This window comes from Pseudomonas syringae CC1557, assembly GCF_000452705.1.
In the GTDB taxonomy this organism is placed as follows: domain Bacteria; phylum Pseudomonadota; class Gammaproteobacteria; order Pseudomonadales; family Pseudomonadaceae; genus Aquipseudomonas; species Aquipseudomonas syringae_F.
Genome location: NZ_CP007015.1, coordinates 1 through 16,248, shown reverse-complemented (window position 1 = coordinate 16,248; position 16,248 = coordinate 1). Strand labels below are relative to the sequence as shown.

Annotated in this window: 20 protein-coding genes and 1 pseudogene; 4 read left to right on the top strand and 17 right to left on the bottom strand. The window is 53.7% G+C overall.

What is annotated here, in order from left to right; genetic code table 11:
* Positions 1–2: 2 nt before the first annotated feature.
* The 13 genes from virB11 to N018_RS25410 form a co-directional block, all read right to left on the bottom strand.
* The gene (gene virB11, locus N018_RS25470) at positions 3–1,034 is read right to left on the bottom strand and encodes a P-type DNA transfer ATPase VirB11 (protein ID WP_025391085.1); all 1,032 of its coding nucleotides are present in this window, start codon (positions 1,032–1,034) and stop codon (positions 3–5) included.
* 9 nt (positions 1,035–1,043) lie between these two features.
* Positions 1,044–2,414 (bottom strand): TrbI/VirB10 family protein, encoded by a 1,371-nt coding sequence (locus N018_RS25465; protein ID WP_025391084.1) that lies wholly within the window; start codon positions 2,412–2,414, stop codon positions 1,044–1,046.
* A complete protein-coding gene (locus N018_RS25460) occupies positions 2,401–3,210 on the bottom strand; it encodes a P-type conjugative transfer protein VirB9 (RefSeq protein WP_025391083.1) in 810 nt (269 codons plus the stop codon). The genes N018_RS25465 and N018_RS25460 overlap by 14 nt, the downstream gene beginning before the upstream one ends.
* A complete protein-coding gene (locus N018_RS25455) occupies positions 3,200–3,988 on the bottom strand; it encodes a virB8 family protein (RefSeq protein WP_025391082.1) in 789 nt (262 codons plus the stop codon). The genes N018_RS25460 and N018_RS25455 overlap by 11 nt, the downstream gene beginning before the upstream one ends.
* 425 nt (positions 3,989–4,413) lie before the next feature.
* Positions 4,414–5,349, bottom strand: a complete 936-nt coding sequence (locus tag N018_RS25450; RefSeq protein WP_025391081.1) for a type IV secretion system protein — start codon at positions 5,347–5,349, stop codon at positions 4,414–4,416.
* Positions 5,350–5,359: 10 nt separating this feature from the next.
* Positions 5,360–5,713 carry a hypothetical protein gene (locus N018_RS25445; RefSeq protein WP_025391080.1) on the bottom strand — a complete coding sequence of 118 codons (354 nt, stop codon included), beginning with the start codon at positions 5,711–5,713 and terminating at the stop codon, positions 5,360–5,362.
* Between the two features lie 28 nt (positions 5,714–5,741).
* A complete protein-coding gene (gene virB5, locus N018_RS25440; protein ID WP_025391079.1) occupies positions 5,742–6,428 on the bottom strand; it encodes a P-type DNA transfer protein VirB5 in 687 nt (228 codons plus the stop codon).
* On the bottom strand, positions 6,425–8,923 hold the full coding sequence (locus N018_RS25435; RefSeq protein ID WP_229631655.1) for a VirB4 family type IV secretion system protein: 2,499 nt from the start codon (positions 8,921–8,923) through the stop codon (positions 6,425–6,427). The genes virB5 and N018_RS25435 overlap by 4 nt, the downstream gene beginning before the upstream one ends.
* The gene (locus N018_RS25430; protein WP_040118647.1) at positions 8,838–9,314 is read right to left on the bottom strand and encodes a VirB3 family type IV secretion system protein; all 477 of its coding nucleotides are present in this window, start codon (positions 9,312–9,314) and stop codon (positions 8,838–8,840) included. Before N018_RS25430 ends, N018_RS25435 begins: the two co-directional genes overlap by 86 nt.
* A 12-nt stretch (positions 9,315–9,326) precedes the next feature.
* Complete coding sequence (locus N018_RS25425) at positions 9,327–9,662, bottom strand: hypothetical protein (RefSeq protein ID WP_025391077.1); 336 nt, start codon at positions 9,660–9,662, stop codon at positions 9,327–9,329.
* Complete coding sequence (locus N018_RS25420; RefSeq protein ID WP_025391076.1) at positions 9,662–10,369, bottom strand: lytic transglycosylase domain-containing protein; 708 nt, start codon at positions 10,367–10,369, stop codon at positions 9,662–9,664. The genes N018_RS25425 and N018_RS25420 overlap by 1 nt, the downstream gene beginning before the upstream one ends.
* 12 nt (positions 10,370–10,381) lie before the next feature.
* The gene (locus tag N018_RS25415; protein WP_017279420.1) at positions 10,382–10,624 is read right to left on the bottom strand and encodes a hypothetical protein; all 243 of its coding nucleotides are present in this window, start codon (positions 10,622–10,624) and stop codon (positions 10,382–10,384) included.
* An 88-nt stretch (positions 10,625–10,712) separates the two neighbouring features.
* Positions 10,713–11,225: a transcription termination/antitermination NusG family protein gene (locus N018_RS25410; protein ID WP_010199861.1), complete on the bottom strand. Its 513-nt coding sequence runs from the start codon at positions 11,223–11,225 to the stop codon at positions 10,713–10,715.
* 247 nt (positions 11,226–11,472) lie between these two features.
* On the opposite strand from N018_RS25410, the gene N018_RS25405 reads away from it, so the two are divergent.
* Positions 11,473–11,838 (top strand): helix-turn-helix domain-containing protein, encoded by a 366-nt coding sequence (locus tag N018_RS25405; protein WP_025391075.1) that lies wholly within the window; start codon positions 11,473–11,475, stop codon positions 11,836–11,838.
* Between the two features lie 11 nt (positions 11,839–11,849).
* Here the strand turns inward: N018_RS25405 and N018_RS25400 are convergent, their stop codons facing one another.
* Both N018_RS25400 and N018_RS25395 read right to left on the bottom strand, forming a co-directional pair.
* Positions 11,850–12,047 (bottom strand): hypothetical protein, encoded by a 198-nt coding sequence (locus tag N018_RS25400; RefSeq protein ID WP_025391074.1) that lies wholly within the window; start codon positions 12,045–12,047, stop codon positions 11,850–11,852.
* 96 nt (positions 12,048–12,143) lie between these two features.
* Positions 12,144–13,244: a polyamine ABC transporter substrate-binding protein gene (locus N018_RS25395; RefSeq protein ID WP_025391073.1), complete on the bottom strand. Its 1,101-nt coding sequence runs from the start codon at positions 13,242–13,244 to the stop codon at positions 12,144–12,146.
* A gap of 108 nt (positions 13,245–13,352) precedes the next feature.
* On the opposite strand from N018_RS25395, the gene N018_RS25390 reads away from it, so the two are divergent.
* Complete coding sequence (locus tag N018_RS25390; RefSeq protein ID WP_017279416.1) at positions 13,353–14,126, top strand: helix-turn-helix transcriptional regulator; 774 nt, start codon at positions 13,353–13,355, stop codon at positions 14,124–14,126.
* Between the two features lie 189 nt (positions 14,127–14,315).
* Here the strand turns inward: N018_RS25390 and N018_RS25385 are convergent, their stop codons facing one another.
* Positions 14,316–14,603, bottom strand: coding sequence for a helix-turn-helix domain-containing protein (locus N018_RS25385; RefSeq protein ID WP_025391072.1), 288 nt, complete (start codon positions 14,601–14,603; stop codon positions 14,316–14,318).
* 111 nt (positions 14,604–14,714) lie between these two features.
* Entirely contained in the window at positions 14,715–15,041 is a 327-nt protein-coding gene (locus N018_RS25380) for a type II toxin-antitoxin system RelE/ParE family toxin (protein ID WP_025391071.1), read from the bottom strand.
* Positions 15,042–15,364: 323 nt separating this feature from the next.
* Here N018_RS25380 and N018_RS25375 point away from each other — a divergent pair, with 323 nt between their 5' ends.
* Both N018_RS25375 and N018_RS28245 read left to right on the top strand, forming a co-directional pair.
* Entirely contained in the window at positions 15,365–16,006 is a 642-nt protein-coding gene (locus tag N018_RS25375; RefSeq protein ID WP_229631653.1) for a hypothetical protein, read from the top strand.
* Between the two features lie 47 nt (positions 16,007–16,053).
* A pseudogene (locus N018_RS28245) lies at positions 16,054–16,248 on the top strand (tyrosine-type recombinase/integrase); the annotation flags it as partial.

Here is a 16,248-nt window from a genome sequence, read left to right as displayed (position 1 = left end):
TCCTAGGCAGCTCGTTGACGCTGGCCATTGAGCAAGGCCAGCTTGTGTTCGGGTTCGTAATGCACTTCTTCGATGTAGGTGTTTTCCATGTACACGACCACGTCAAATGAGGTGCGCACCAGGCGCTCGATGTACGCGTAATCCAGGCCGAGGCCGATTGGTGACTGCTTCACCAGGCCGCACACACGGGCGTAGCCTGCTTCACTGTCATTGGCGTGCGCGGTGGTCACGGTGCCCTTGGTGCCGGTGTTCAGAATCTCGATGAAGTGCCACACCTCGTCACCCGTCAGCTCGGCCAGAAACAGGTGGTCGGGCTTCATCCGTAGCGCGCTGGCCACCAGGGCTTTGGGCGTCACCACATGGCCATAGAGCAGATGCACATGGTTGGGATGGAAGGGCATGGGGTCCTCCAGTATTTCCTGGATAGTGATCATGCGGCGGTTAACCGGAAACATGTCGATCAGCGACTTGCCGTAAGTGGTTTTACCCGAGCCCGGCCCACCAAAAATGATGATGTTCTGGCGATGGGCGATGGCGATTTCCATGAACCGGTGCCAGTGGCCAGCCGCATGGGCCTCCTGCATGTCGCGCTGCCAGTCTTTCAGGGCCAGTATCGGTGAAGCAATGGCCCTGGCTCGGTCATAGCGGCCACTGTTGACGTAATCCATATGGGTGAAGCGATCCAAAGAGGGTTTTCGAAACGTGGTCGACAGAGTGCCCTTTTCGCATGCCGGGGCCATGACAATCTGGCCCCGCTCCCCGCCAGGCAGCTCCACCGTGTGAATCGGTGAATGAGGGGCCAGCACGCGGTAGTTCAGCGCGCAGAGCGCATTGGCCAGCCGCCAGCACAGGTTGTAAGTGAGCCAAGGCGCTTCTTCGTATTGCCAGCCGTTTGGACCGTCCACCCACAGCTCGTAAGGCCGGTTGATGGCCACGTCCTTGGTGCCCTGACGACTCAGGCGCTCGGTGACGCCTGCCTGGTCGAGGAAGTCCAGGACCAGGGTGTCTTCGGTGAGTCCTTGTTCTTGCGTCATGAATACTCCTTAGCGGTTCTCGAAAACCGATGAAAAGTCGATGTCTCGGGCCACGATGACAGTGATTACGGTGCCCGGCAGCAGGTGTGCGGTGTCCGGAATGTTGATGGTGCTGTCCAACGCCTTGTTGGCCATGCTCTCCACGTTCTGCTCGCTGTTGTTCACCGTGTAGCCTCCGGACCCCGAGCTTTTCTGCGTCGTGTTGGACGCGGCCTGAAGCGCGTCTTGGATGAACGACAACATCACTGCACCGCCAAAGCGCTGCATGTAGTGGCGATTGATCCAGGCTTCGGTCCCGCTGGCTCCCATGGGGCCTGCACCCAAGCTGTCGATCTTGGCCCGCACACCCGCTTGGGTTTCGATTTCGGTCCAGGTGGTGAACACGCTGGTTTCGCCTGGCCCAACCTCAACCGTCTGTTCACCGGTGAGCTTGTCACCTGCTGCCGCAATCACCGTGGAGCCATCAGCGGAATACAGCGGATCGGTCAGACGACAATCCACCATTCCTGGGTGTGTACTGATGATTTCGGTGTACAGCGCGCAGCGCGTGTAGGTGTTGTGGCTGACCAGGTACTTGCGGTTCGGTGCCAGGTAAGCCTTAGCCGGGGTAAAGGTGGTGCCGCCCAGATTGCTCAGGCTGCTGCGTTTTCTGCTGGACGATTCACCACCCAGACCGCTGCTCGATCCGCCCTGAATGTCGGCCAGCATTGAAGGCGGCAGGGATGGCTGCTCGCCGGAAGGCTGTTGCGGCTGAGTATTCCCAGCACCAGTACCCTGCGCGTCTTCCGAGGTGACCAACATTTCACGTCCCAGTTTGCGTTGCCGGGGGGTCTGTTCCACGGGCGGGTTCTGGCCGGGCGAGCCGGGCGGAGGCGGCGCACTACCGGCATGGTCCTGACCGTTTTTTCCGCGCTCGGCATCCTCTTTATCTTTTTGCTCCTTGGCCAATCGCTCCCTTTCCGCTCGGGCTCGCCTATCCTCTTCGGCTTTGTCTGCGGCCAGCTTGGCTTCCCGTGCCTTTTTCATGCTGTCATCGGTACCCAGATTCACGTCCAGGGTCGCGTCCTTCTTGACGTTGGTTTCATCGACCTCGGAGCCGGTGGTTTTCATCTTGGAAATGGTGAAGTACCAAAGTCCGCCTATCCCCAGCAGACCAACCAACACCAGCCCGACCAGGCCCAGGTAAAGCGTTCTCTTGTTTTGGGCATCGCCTGATCGTTTGGCCCGCACGTCAAAGGCGCCGCGGGCCTGAGTGCTATCAGGCTCGGAGACCGGGGCCGGTTCCGGAGAAGCTGCTGTGGACGCTGCTGCTTCGGGCGGCCCGATGCTGTCCGGCCCTTGAGTGTTCTCCGGAGCCTGGTCGTTGTCATTGTTCTGCATGCTTGAGCTCCCGAATCTCGCCGGTGGTGGTCCCGTTGAAGTTGTACCCCGTGTTCACCTGGGCAGTAGGCCGGGCCTCTACAAGCAGACCGTTCAGGCGAAACCGAAACAATCGGCTGACCCCATGCACCACGACCACGTTCTGTTCGTTGTGCATGTCGGCCACCGTTTCGGTGCCGTCTGGTAGAACCTGGTACAGCACCGGGCGCGGCCCGTTGCCAGTAAAGCGGAAGCAGGTCAGCATGCCGTTGTCCCAGCCCTCATAGGGCGCGATGGATCGACTCTCTTCGTTCGAGCGCTTTTGGTAGGGGCCGTTTTGCACAGGGCCGTCACAGGGATTGCCGGGATCACGGCGGGCTGCTCCAGACTTTTTCGGCGGCTCGGGGTAGGTGAAGCGCAGCAGATAGGTCGAGTCTTGGTAGCGCTCGACCAACTTCAGCTCAATCAGATAGGTACGCCGATTGGTGTTGATGGTCAGGTTCGTATCGGGCTCTTTATCGGTAACCGGTTTGAGCGAAACCATATTGCCCGCTTTGTTTGGACCAATAGACCAAGCTTTCGGATCGCCCGATACCATCAGCCCGGTGTCTTGATTGATCGTCTCGTTTGATTGAAGCTGGACCAGCGCTCCACGGCCCACCGTCGCTTGAATCCTGTACACCTCGTCAGGTGAATAAATGGCCGTCTGCACGCGCCGGTCCAGTGCCGAGCCAGTGCCCATGCTCTCGGCAAAGGCAGGCAGACCGAATGTCATGAGTAACAAGGCCGTGAGGCCTGAAGCGGCTTTATTTGCCATTGGACACCCCAACTTCCTGAGTCATTGTGTAGGCCTTGATCCCGAAGCCACGGGGGTTTAGCCACTGGTCACCGGCTTTTTTGGCAGGGTTTTTGTAGTCGTAGGTCACTGTGGCCACCCAGGTCACCGGGTGCAGCTGGGGGTCGGGGACGCCGTTGCGGTCCAGCACGGTTTTGGTGATCCGCACCTGGGCGGTGCCTTCCCGATCTTTACGATCAAGGAAGTTGATATTGTTGATATCTGTGCGTATTTGCCGGTTGGTCCCCAGCACTTCCAGATAGCCCTTGGAGGACAACTGGAAGTTGCGGTACTCGGTAAAGGTCTCGTCATAGGACATCAACTTGACCATGCTGTAATTGGCATCGTTACTCGAAAAGTTGTAGCTCTCGCGGAAACGCGTGTACGCGGAAAGCCAGAACTCGTCATCGATCTGCTCCTGTGGCTTGCCTTTGTCGTCGGCCCACACCACATCCGTGTAGCCGGAGTTTCTGTCTACACGTACCAGGCCCAGTTGAACGGTCTTGAGTGGGGTCAGGCCCATCACGGCGGCAACCGACATGACGGCAATGGTCCCAAACACATAATTCAACCGCGTTGCTCGTTTGGTCTTGGCCTTTTCATCGGCGGCGATGCTCTTTTCAAAGTACCGCGCTGCATGGATCCAAGCCTGTTCAACCAGGCTGATTTCTTGTGCGGTTGCCGCGTCGATGCTGGTACGGGCGGCCAGTTGCCGCTCCTGCTCGATCACGTCTTCTTTGGATTTTCGAAACTTTCTCATAAGTCACCTAAACCTGGACAAACCCGTGCTGCGCGGATCAGTTCGCGGAGCATTTGGAATCGTTAGGCGGAGCCTCTGCGGGCTTTGCCGGGGAGGCGGGCGCCGAACGCTTTGGACTGGTGGTCTTGAGCGACTGGGCCTTGGGCGCAGGGCTTGCCGCTGGCAGAACCCGGCCAGGCACGGCAGTGGTCGACGTTGTCACGGGGGCAGCCCGAGACGCAGGGGTATGGGTGAAGGGCATGTCTTCCCACTGCCCTTCCGGTTCGGACAGTTTGGGTGCAGAGCCACACCCTGACAGCAAGGCAGCCGAAAGCAGCCCGCTCAAAGCAAGTTTGAAATTCATAGTGGAGTACCTGAGAGAAGCGAGGGTATTACAAGTAAGAAGAGGACGTAGCCGGTAACGATGGTGCTATTGGATCAGAGAGCTATTTGATGTTGTTGCCTCCCCTCCCACGCAGTTTGGAAATACCGGCGGCGACACCGCGTGTCATGCCTCTTGCTGCACTAAATCCTGAGATTTTACTGACAAGTCCTCCTCCGGAGGGACCACCGCCCATGATGGAGGATGCTTGGCTTGGAAGTTCGATGACAAGTGCTGTAAACGTGCCAAAGACAAGCAGGATGACGAAATTACCCGCCAGAGAGGTGTTTAAAGAACCATCTTTGATCATCGCAGTGTTGATAAAGCCAATCTCGATAGCAAGCACGACCGAAACCAGTACCTGAGCCAACATAAAGCCTCCGATGGCTGATGCCCAACCCCAGAAATACTGCTTGGTCTGATCAAACAACAGAAAGGCAATGAATAGAGGCCCTACGGATACAATAGCCGTTGTCGACACCTTCAGCACAAAAAGCGTGGCAACGGCGGCGAGCAAGAACGGGATACCTCCGAGCACATAAAACACCACTCCTTGAATACCCAACCAAACATTAGCAAAACTGGTTGTTATGATATTGAAGTTCATGGCACTTATAAGCGCTTGCAGGTTCTCGATATACGTAGCAATCAAACTGTCTATCTGGTTGGTTTGCACGCCCTCCTGGCCGGACATGGCCCCCCCCATCCAATTGGGGAGGCCGGTGACAAAGGGTACGATTGTATTTACGTACCACTCCAGGTTGAATGCACATGCGGTGATAAAAGCCATTTTTGCAATTTCTTTCGCCACGTCTTCGAAAGCGACGTTCATGCCACGGTACAACCATTGAATGTTTCGAAGCGTGAAGTTGATCAACCACATGGTTCCGAATAGCGCTCCAAGTCCCAGCATCACCTTTGCCATGCCGGTGACCAAAGCGCTTTGCAGAGCGGCATCAACGAAATCAAACAACGTCTGGGCTATTTTTGTTACGTCCATGCCGCCTCCGTTATTTTGATCGGCTATACGTTGTGCCGTCGAAGTGAATAACCTTACCTTCCAAGCGCATGGTTGCAAGACCACCGGCCATGCTTAGCACACTGTCTGACTCTGCTTTTGCTTCAAGTCGCTGCAGGTCTTTTTTCATTTTCCCATACCCCACAATATCAGCTGTGGTTTCAAGGTTAATGTGGAAGACTTCTCCATCCTTTGATATATCCATCACATAGGTTGGCTTGCCCATTCTGGTTTTATTTTCACCGGTCCATCGCCCAACAAATTCTTGCCCTTTATCATCACCGCACCCGGACAGTGCAAATGCAAACAGCACTAAACAAAACAAAGAACTCATTTTTTTAAGCATAGGTCATATTCCCTTGTGAACTTAGTAATCAATCGTAGCTAGGCCGTACGCTAGTTTTACCTTTCATGTAATCACTAAACGCTTGGGCCCGCTGTTCATTTTCCATTTTCTCTTGCTGCTGCTGGAGCATCTGCATGTTGGCCAGCCGCATCTGCTGGTTTTGCTGCTCGATCAGCTCCTGTTGGTAACGCAGCTGTAGATCTTCCTTCTGTTGTGGGGTCTGCACCTCGTTTAACCGGGCCCTTAGCAGCTCGGCGTTCTTGACCCGTTCAGTGCTGGCGTTGTAATTGCGCTCCAGCGCATCGGCAGCCGACATCATCTGATCGAATTTCGCCTGCACGCTGGCATTATCCGAAGTTAAGCCGTAGCGGTCACGCAAACTGGCGATATCCCGTCCCGTGCTATACACATCGGCCCAGTCCCCCAGAGGCATTACCTTGTTCAAGGCTGGGTCGTTCAGGAACCCACCCAACATGTCGTTGCCGGTGATGATGCTTTTGTAGTGGTTGTATTGCTGCGCGGTCTGTGTGATCGCGTCTTTGGCCGTGCTCAGCGCGTCCATCGCCTGCTTGGCCTGGGCCAACGCATTCGCCTTCAGCGCGAGCAGGTTAGACGGATCCAGGACCGGAACGCCTGGTACTGCCGCATGCGCAGCAGGCAGGACTGTGGTCAACATGAGCGCGCTAAGCGCGTAAGCCATCACGTGATTTTTCATGACGAAACCTCGATTTCATTCTGTTCCTGAAGGGCTTTCCAGGCTTTTTGAAAGGCCGGCATCCAGCGCTGTGCATCCCGCGTCTTCATGGACTGGCGCAGGCCCTCGGCATAGTCGAACGCGGGCAGCCATACAGCGGGATCGTCGGTGTTCAACCATTGGCGCACAGCCTCGGCCACCAGGAACGCATCGACCCAGACCATGGGATCGGTCGTGCCCAGGTGTTGCCGAATACGTTCAGCCACTGCCAGGTTCTTTTGAGTGGCGGATAACAGCGGCAACCAATACTTGAGCGGGCCGTCCAGCTCCATTTTCAGCTTCACCGTCTGGTGCCCCTGTTGCACCACCATTTCCCGGCTCAGCGGTCCCATATCACGCACTGCCTCAAACACCTTGCCGGTGACGCCGAACTTGGCGTAGCTCTCGGCCTGGGCTTTCTTGTTTGGGAGCCAGATAGGCGTTGTCACTTGCTGAATGACGGCTGCTGCGTAAGGCGTCGCCAGTGCTTGCTCGGGGTACTGGGTGTCCATGATCAGGATTTCCCCGCGCATGCGTCCGCTCTGCAGGACCTCTTTGATTGCGTCCGCCGTGCTTTTGAACGACAGCGGTGCCCAATACTCGGCCACCACGTTCAACAGCAGATTGCCGGGGCGGGCTTCGTGCATTTCGCGTTTCATGTAGAACAACGTGTTCAGAAACGCTTCCATGACTTCGGGGTGCTTCTCGGCGTAGTCGTTTTTGAGCAACTGCGTGCAGTCAAAGGCCAGACGCCGGTAGGTCTGCGCATTGAACTGGTTGATCGGCGAGTCCAGAACCCAGGCGTACTGACCTTCGCGGCCTTCACCGGCCAAACGGCACCATTTCGACAGCCGGGTGTGCAGGCAATTGCCACCCCGATGGGGGATGTTTTGCAGCAGCAGCGACATGCCCCGAAGTCGCACATTGGTATGCGCCATGACCGCTTCGACCGAATCCTTGATCGTGCGCTGGTCGGCTTCATCGGTCTTCGCTGGACCACCGGCGCAGCACAGCACCAGATCATTCAGCATTTGCCGCAACCCAGGACGGTCGTGAAACTGAAACGGGTTGACGCCGGTGAAGTGCCCAGGCTGCACGGTGTAATACTCGGCACCCAACCCACACAGCAGATGTCTCAAAGACTCGTTGTAGTCGATGCTGAAAATCAGCGGATCGAAGCGGCTGAGAAAGGTCAGCAGGATGGCCTCAGCGGTGGTTTTACCCACCCCCGTTTGGCCTGTGTAAACCGCATGACCTGGCAGCATTTCACCGAGGTTGTTCTGGCCGGGTGGGCTGTCATGCACGTTGAGCACATATAAGGCCTTGTTGACCGTCAGCACCGGCATCACGCCCGTTCCATCACCGATGGGGTTGCCCTTGACCTTGCCCGTGGGAGTGGAGTGCAGGGAAAAGCTGCACGCCAGGTTCTCGGTCGACTTCATCATGGGGTACATGGCCTCGGTCACACCGGGGAACTGCGTGTACCAGGTGTCGATGTTGCTCATGGTCGAACGCACAAAGGTCGCGTCACGCACCGTGAACACCGACGCCATTTTCGTGCCGTTCTCGATGGCCTGGTCCGGGGTGTTGCCGTAGACGATCAGCGAGGCGTGATAACGACCAAACGCCTTGTCGCCCAGGGTGATGGCATCGATGGCATTTTCAAGCTCCTCGGTTTGCTTTGAATCGCGCTCGACCGAACCCAGATCCGCCACGTGCTTTTTGAATTTGTCCTTGGCCTTGTTGCGGTCTTCGAACAGAAACGTTTGCACCAGGGTGAACTCGAACTGCTGCTCGATGGCCTCGTCCCACATACCGGGGTAGGTCCCGCCACTGGGGTAGTCGCGCAGGTCAAAGGTAGTCGCGAAACGCTGGCCACCCCGATTGGGCCGGTTCTCGACAAAATCGTAGTTTTCGAAGTTGGTGACGCTATCAATGATCGCGTCACCCAAGCGGGTGTCGCTGACCAGCACGTCTTTTTCGTGCCCGTTAATCAACAGGCTGAAGTAGCGCCCGATCTGCGAGAACAATGCACCGTGTTCGCTTTCCTCAAGGCCCATGATGACCGGGTCATATTCGGCCAGCAACGTAGAGGAAAGTGACAACAGGTCGCTCATACGCTCGATCCCTTCATCAACCTCGCGGTACTTGAGGATCAGCGCAATGCTGTACCCGACCTGGAAGAAGGTGCCGTTGCGAAAGGGTGCCGTGTAAGCGTCCACGAAGTCCTGCAGCGCGGGCAGCGGCAAGGTGTATTGCGTGTCCAGCTCGATGCCTGTCTTGGTGATGTAGGTTTGCAGCATCAGGTGCTTGCCTTCCTTTTTGCCCAGGGCCAGGAAGTAGCGGTTGAGGTTGTGAAACAGTTGGATCAGTTCGTTATCACTGCGGGTTTCACTGGAAACCCCCTTTAACTGGATCAGGCTCACCAGGCGATTGCCGGGTAGGGTCACCATGTGTTCGTGGACCGGATAGCGCATCAATGGCACTTTCTTTTCCGGGGGCATAACGCTTGTGTGAAAATCGTGCGCCATAGAATTCGCTCCATTGCGGATTAAAAGGGGTCAGCAATAACGGTTTGCCGTACTTGAGATTCAGCCAGAGACGCCGCCGTGCAAAGCGGATACGGCGCAAATACTGAGGATCGATCAGGCCCACGACCCTCAAGGCAATGAGGGCAATCAGGAACGGGGAGGCAGCAACCAGGCCCCACACCCAGGACAGCAGGAACGTCGCGGCAACACCGAAGACCAAGCCGCCCATCAGCAACCCCACCATCGGCATGATGGGAATGTTCCAGAACATCGCAGGCCGACTCATGGCGTTGTAGCTTTCGAAGGTCAGTTTCTTGAGTACTTCGTTACTGGCCATAAGCGCTCCTGGTCAACCCGGCACGCCGGTGCCGAACACCTGCCAAGCCGCTGTGCCGAGGAGCACAGATCCACCAACGACCAGCAGCACACCTACCTGCTCCAGGTAGTCCATGAAGGTGTGCGAGCGGTCGCCCGTGGAGCGAGCAATCAGCCACTGGGCACCTGACCAGATCAGGCAAATCAGGCCCAGGGTGCCCGCCAGGGTGTAAAGGCCCAGGCGGATATTGCTGCCCCACTGGTTCAGCGTGGTGAGCCAGTCAGCGGAGGCGATACCGGGCAGGTAGGCCAGAGCCACCAGCAGAATGCCCAGCTCGCCTTTGTTGGGCACAAGGGTACGTTTGATCATCATTGATCCTCTTTAGGGAGAGTTGAGGGTTCTTCAGGGGATACAGCTGGAGGAGCTGGCGCAGCCGGTGGAGCAGAAACAGACGGTGGTGCAGGTGGCAGATAGCGCGGGTACTGACGCAGCACGTCCCAGCTTTCATAGGTCGGCTCAACGGCGGATACCGGGGCCTGAGCGCGCTGGAGCTGGCTTGGCTCAGCGGAGCCGCCTTCCAGCGCAGGGACGGTCACGGTGGTACCGCCTGCGTTGGCCAGCACACGCTGCACATGGCTGCTGCCACCAAATTCGGCCTCGGCCTTAAAGCCACGTTTGGGGTTGCCGCTGTAGTAACAGGAAATGGCTTTGTGCAAAGCGCTTTGCACATCAGGATCGGCTTTACTGGCCTTTACATAGCAGGCCTGTAGCTCTCGCGCTGCCATGCGCAAGTTGGTGCAGGGTTCGAACACAGGTTCGGGTCGACTGACATCGAAATGCTGCCGGTTGATTTGGCCCAGGCCGATGCTGAAATTAGCGCCCTCCTCCACCAGCTGCTTCACCACTAATACAGCTTCATCCAGGCTTTGCGGTTGACGCGGCAACACTTTGCCGACCACGCCAATGGCATAGGGATTGAAGGAAGATTCTGTCTTGACGATGGGGGTAAGCGTGGAAGGGTGTATCGAGGGAGCACATTGCATAGCCAGGGCCAGGAAGGCACTGGTGGTGAGCATTGCAAATTCCTTCTAGTCGGTAGTAGTGAGAGGCTTCCCAGAAGGCCGCCCTTGAGAATCTTCAATCAGCTTCTCGACGGCTTTTTCAAGAAAGTTATCGATCAGATACCGAGCGAGGTCAGAAGGCGAAATCTGCCTGGAGCTGTTGGTTTCATAACTCACCCGTATCGCGGCTTTATTCAGTGCTTCCACCCTGATCGGTCGGATATATACGCTTGATGTCTTGGTGGTTGCTTCATCTTCGGATGACGCCATGGGAACTCCTAAGGGCTGTGAGAACGCAAAAAAACACCGCCAAGCAAGACCTGGCGGTGAAATGGGAAATCGTGAAAATAGGTAATGCCTAGGCGGCGTTCACCGTCGAATAGAAAACGGTCCCAGAACGCCCGACAAGTCGCTCCAGCGCGGCGTTCTGCGATAGAAGCGCGAAGAAAGCCGCCCTACGGGCAGCTTCAGACTTCATGTCGATGATCAGCCGGAGAGTTTTTTCTAGCTCTGTCGGCACATTGCGAAACTCGATGCAATCAAGTGAACGGTTAGATCGAATCAGCGCAGCAGCCTTTAATTCCTCTACCGTAGAGTCCTGCAAAACACAGGTTCGACCGCCGAACTGAACGAACCCATGGGCACCATTCAACGCTGTGATGGTTGTGGTGTGTGTCACCTCGGGATCGAACCGTAGCAGCAGATAGCCAGGAAACAAACGAACCTCCTTTTCTATCGACGAAGGGCGATCCGTACGTTTGCGAGAGGTGATTCTGACGGGGGAATACACCTCAACGTCTAACCGTTCTATCAATGTCATAAGTGACTGATAAACGGCAGAATTGTGCATCAAAACATGCCAGTTTTTCATAATCAGAACCTTTCGATCAGGCGCTCTTTCGAATTCCGGAACCGCTGGGCCCAGGGGAGAATCATGAGCCATAGAGAGCCGGCTCTATCCGCTTCTGGATCGAAGGAGCTCAATCAGGAAACGGATTTCTAGGAAACAAAATAGATGGAACAGAAAAAAAAGTAAACACTTTTGTATCTAATAGACACATTTGTGACTTTGTGAAGGCGCAAGCAGATGAAATTATTGGTTTTTTTTTGGAGACACTGTGGACACTCTCAGGAGCGTGGTAGGAGCAAAAATCAAAGCCCTTCGGAAGTCTTCTACGTTGAGCCAAGCGGACTTGGCGGAAAAGATTGGCTGCGACGCTCCGCTGATAGGACGTTACGAACGAGGCATAAACCTGCCTGGCATCGAGCAGTTGGTAAGAATCGCAACCGTTTTCAACGTCTCTCCAGGAGAGCTGCTACCTGGTGGCCAAGATGTTCTCCGCACGCGATTGATATCGCTCCGACAAGAACTTTCAGAAAAAATCAATCAGGTCGATTCTCCTGAAAGTCTTGAGGAAATCATCCGTCTTACCGATAAATTCATCGCATACAATAACCCGTCCAAAAAGACACAGTCTGAATAGATGAAAACTCGTTAAATCAGGCCATATTTTTGAGATAACTCCTCTATACGGCTTTTTCTCTGGAAGTTATATATACTCGATTGCACATCGAGAGGTAAGAAACCGTCTGCAACCAACGCAGCATATTTCTCATCCATTCTAACGAGTTGCACCAGCTCTTTGATTTCATCCCGGTGTGGTTTTTCTAGTACAGCGACTGAGGTAGTCATAGCTGATTCTGTCCTCGAATCTATACCATCACTTGAGCGTTCTACTTAGACGAATCTACGCAAAACGCGCTCAATATTCACGGCAAAATTTCCGGCTTAAATACCACTCTTCACTTTGACCCAAGCGCGTGTGCGAATTCGCTCTAGCTTCAACGGAAGGGGCTCTAAAGGGAAAAGCCTACTAATAGTATCTTTATCCAAATAAACCGAAGCGTTATCTCTAAGTTTTGGCTCTACAAACTGCTTTGCATCTTTATTAGCACTAGGGTAAAGGGTGTGATTTGAAGTTTTAGCAATCACTTCAGGGCGCAACATGTAGTTTATAAACGCCATGCCTTCTTGTGGATGAGGGGCATCCTTCAACAACACCATATTCTCTGACCATACCAAAGCGCCTTCGCGAGGGATGGAGTATGCTATCCGACGTCCAGTTTTGTTTTTCTCATTCAACTCTTGCGCTGCAAGCGCACCATTTGCCCATCCTACAACCATACAAATATTACCATCAGCCAGATCAGCATCAATTTTAGATGAGTCAAAATAGCGTACATAAGGACGAATCTTGAGCAATAAGGCTTGAGCTTTCTGATAGTCGTCTGGGTTTTTGCTGTTGTGAGGCAGACCAAGGTAGTGCAAGGCAATCGAAATAATTTCACTCGGAGAGTCGAGCATTGCTACACCGCACTGCTGGAGCTTACTAATATTTTCTTCCTTGAACACCAAATCCCAACTATCCACCGGAGCGTCATCACCTAGTGCGGACTTTATCTTATCGACATCATATCCGATTCCGGTAGTCCCCCAAAGGTAGGGCACTGCGTACTGGTTTCCAGGGTCATTAACAGAAACCTTAGCCAGTATTTCGGAATCAAGGTGCGACCAGTTGCCGAGCTGGCTACGATCCAGAGGTTGGAGCACTCCTGCAATGATCAAGCTCGGCAACACGTTTGAGGTAGCTACTACTACGTCATACCCCGTGCGCCCAGCCATGACCTTGCTCTGCATGATCTCGGCGCTGTCAAAGGAGTCAATGAGCAGTTTGCTGCCGGTTTCGTGCTCGAATTCTTTAGGGGTATCTGGTGCAATGAAGGCATACCAGTTGTATAGATGCACGCTGGTTGGGCTCGCAATCGCAATATTTAGCCCAGCGCTGAACAAAGAGGCAGTAATGATGGTCAACATACGAACGCTTTTCATAGGCTTACTCCATGCCATTGGTCAGTCCCCATTGGTAGGTACCGAATCCATGAGGGCGCAATATAAACGTATCAAGTCAGGTTTTAAATAACCCAATAGGGGTAGACGATGCCAAACCAGCTCCAGGGCCAAATTTGGCACAGATCGATAGCGAAACTAATCGAAAAGCTCAACCGGCCTGAGTTTTGGAATTCGCTAGTCAGATTGCTGAAGGAATATGCACCAGTCGACAACTGGGTTGTGCTGATGTTTGGCAGCGAAGGGGTACAGGCAATTTGCTATCCTGATACCGCTGACGAAGAAGAAATAGATGGGCTGCTCAACCGGTATGTCAAAGGGCTATACATGCTTGACCCCTTCTACATAGCTAATCGAGAAAATCAGCAAAGCGGTTTCTTTCATCTCTTGGACATTGCACCGACTCACTTTTTGGAAACAGAGTACTATCATCTTTATTTTGAACAATTCGTATCAGTAGATGAAGTTCAGTATAACGTTCAGCTTGACTCTGAAAGAACACTTTGTTTATCCATGGGTAGCAAAAGTCGGTTTACTCAGGAGCATATTGCTATATTCGACTTAATCAAACCTTGGGTATTGGCTTTGATGAAGCAACGTATAGCTTCTGATGTTGAAGAAAAAGAAAGCTCTCGACCCCAGCAATGGCAGGACAAGATTATAGAGCTTGCTCCACAACTCACGGGGCGTGAAATTGAAGTTTTAAAGCTGGCTTTGAGTGGTTTTTCAAATAGCGAAATTGCTGGAAAGCTATCGGTATCCCCAGAGACAGTTAAAGTACATCGAAGAAATTTTTACAGTAAGCTCAATATAAAATCTCAATCAGAACTTTTTGCTTATTTCTTTCAAAGCACTATCAGTTAATATCAGTGCCCTACTTATTGTTCCAACAGCCAGAATACGTCTTTACTCTGCGACGCGAATTGGGGGCAGGACAGGGGCGCGTATAACGCGCTAGCTGTGAAAGCGAACGCGCTAAGCTGTGAGCTTGATCCAGCTAATGCGCTGCTGGTCAACATCAAGCCAGGCAGAGCCTCTGTGTAAGACTGAAACTTACGCTTCAGAGCGCTCTCTGACTGTCACTTCAATCTGCAGGCCTGCGCCGGGCAACATCTTCACTAAAGCATCAAGGGAAAATTTATCAATTTTCCCTTTAAGCAGGTCGTTCAGCCTAGGTTGCGTTACCTTCAATCTCAGCGCTGCGTCCTTTTGGGCAAGCTCCCAAGAGCGTACCTTTCGGGTGAGTGCCCGCATCAGCGTCGAACGTAACTGCAAATTTTCAGCTTCTTCCGGCGACTCAACCAACGCATCCCAAATATTGGCGTGGCGTTCGTTTGTCATCATATTTACCTCGATTGATGAATTTACTCGATACATACCTCATAGGGTTAGGGCTATCGTAGTGCACCTAATGCTTAACCCCTAGCAGATGCAAGGGGGTGCCAGTCCGTCTTAGCCCTGCGACTTCAATCTTGTTTTCGCAAGATCAATGTCACGCTTTTCCGTCTTTTTAGTGGTTTTCTGAAACGCATGCAGTACCGAAATCACGCCTGCTCGATTCGCCACATAAAACACGCGAAAAGCCCCTTGTTTTGCTCGAATTTTAATCTCGTATACGCCTGGTCCAACAGTTTTCACAGGCTTGAAGTTGGATGGATCTTCTCCGTGCTTTACCAAGTCAAGCTGGTAGACCACTCGGTCACGAATAACGGGTGGAAAGCTCGCGATATCCTTTTCACTGCTGCCACAAAAATCTACTAACTTCGATACCTCTGCCATTGGTAATACCTTAGTAAGTTTTTGATAAAATTGAGTTTTTTCTCAGTATATGAGTAAGCCATCAGCGTTCCCCAGCTTGGTCACCTGCTTGTTTGAACTGCGACGGCGCGCCGCAATCCAGAAAATCTTGCACTCCCGGCAGGAATGCCATAGGTCCACACCTATGTCTTGCTTTACACCCGAAGGTGTACACGCACATTATATCAAATCAGTATAAGTCAAGGCGTTTTGTGGCGTCTCGTGTGCGTAAAGAGAAAAGTCGCTTAGCTCCGTCAAAAACTGGTGATAAAATACGTTATCACCACTTTCAAGCCAGGACGCTGATGAGCAGCTCAGACCCCTTTCAGATCCGCGACACCTACATCCGTGTCGACACTATGGCGGACACCTACGCAAGAATTGCGGAAAACGCCTTCGCATTTTTCCTTGACGATGCTGCAGATCCCAGTCCCCTGTTTTGCCCTCCTTACGATCCCACCGGAGCTATGGACCGCGAGGACCGAAAGGCTGCTAACGGCATCAAGACCATCGTCTTTTCAGCCATGGCCATCGAAGCTGCTGTTTTTGACTTGGCAGCCATCCAGCTGGGTGACAAGGTGGCCACCCTATACCTGGATAAAATGGACCTACTTGGCAAGTGGATGATTGTTCCTCGTCTCATCTGCGGTCGCTCCCTCAATGAGAACGGACCTGCGTTCAATAGCCTCAAAGGCCTGGTCAAAGCGCGTAACGCACTGGTTCACCACAAATCCAGGGAATGGGACAGGGAGGGAAAGGCAGAACGGGCCATGACGGATAGATGGGCCATATTCGAGAAAGACCAAGTGCCCAACGCCTTCAAAACATTGGTTTTGCTTTCACTTGAAGTTGATGCTGTGCTGAAAGACTTCCTAGGCGCTCTTCCCTTCTACGGTACAGAGATCTACACCAGCTCACCGCGCCATCCTCGCGCGTCGAGGAAGTAGTCCATCGTTGCCGGGTGATCCACATAAAAAACTGGAAGGTAGCTTAGATGTCCGAGCTTGTTATCCAACCTGAGCGTCGGCTGACGGCTGCGGAGTTTCAGCACCTGGCTGCGATGCCTGCGGCAGTAGAGTGGTTCGCCAATATTGACAACCCGCGCACGCGTCGTGCGTACCAGAATGACCTGCAGGACTTCTGCAGCTTTGTCGGGCTGGCCGGTGCCGAGGAATTTCGCGCTGTGACC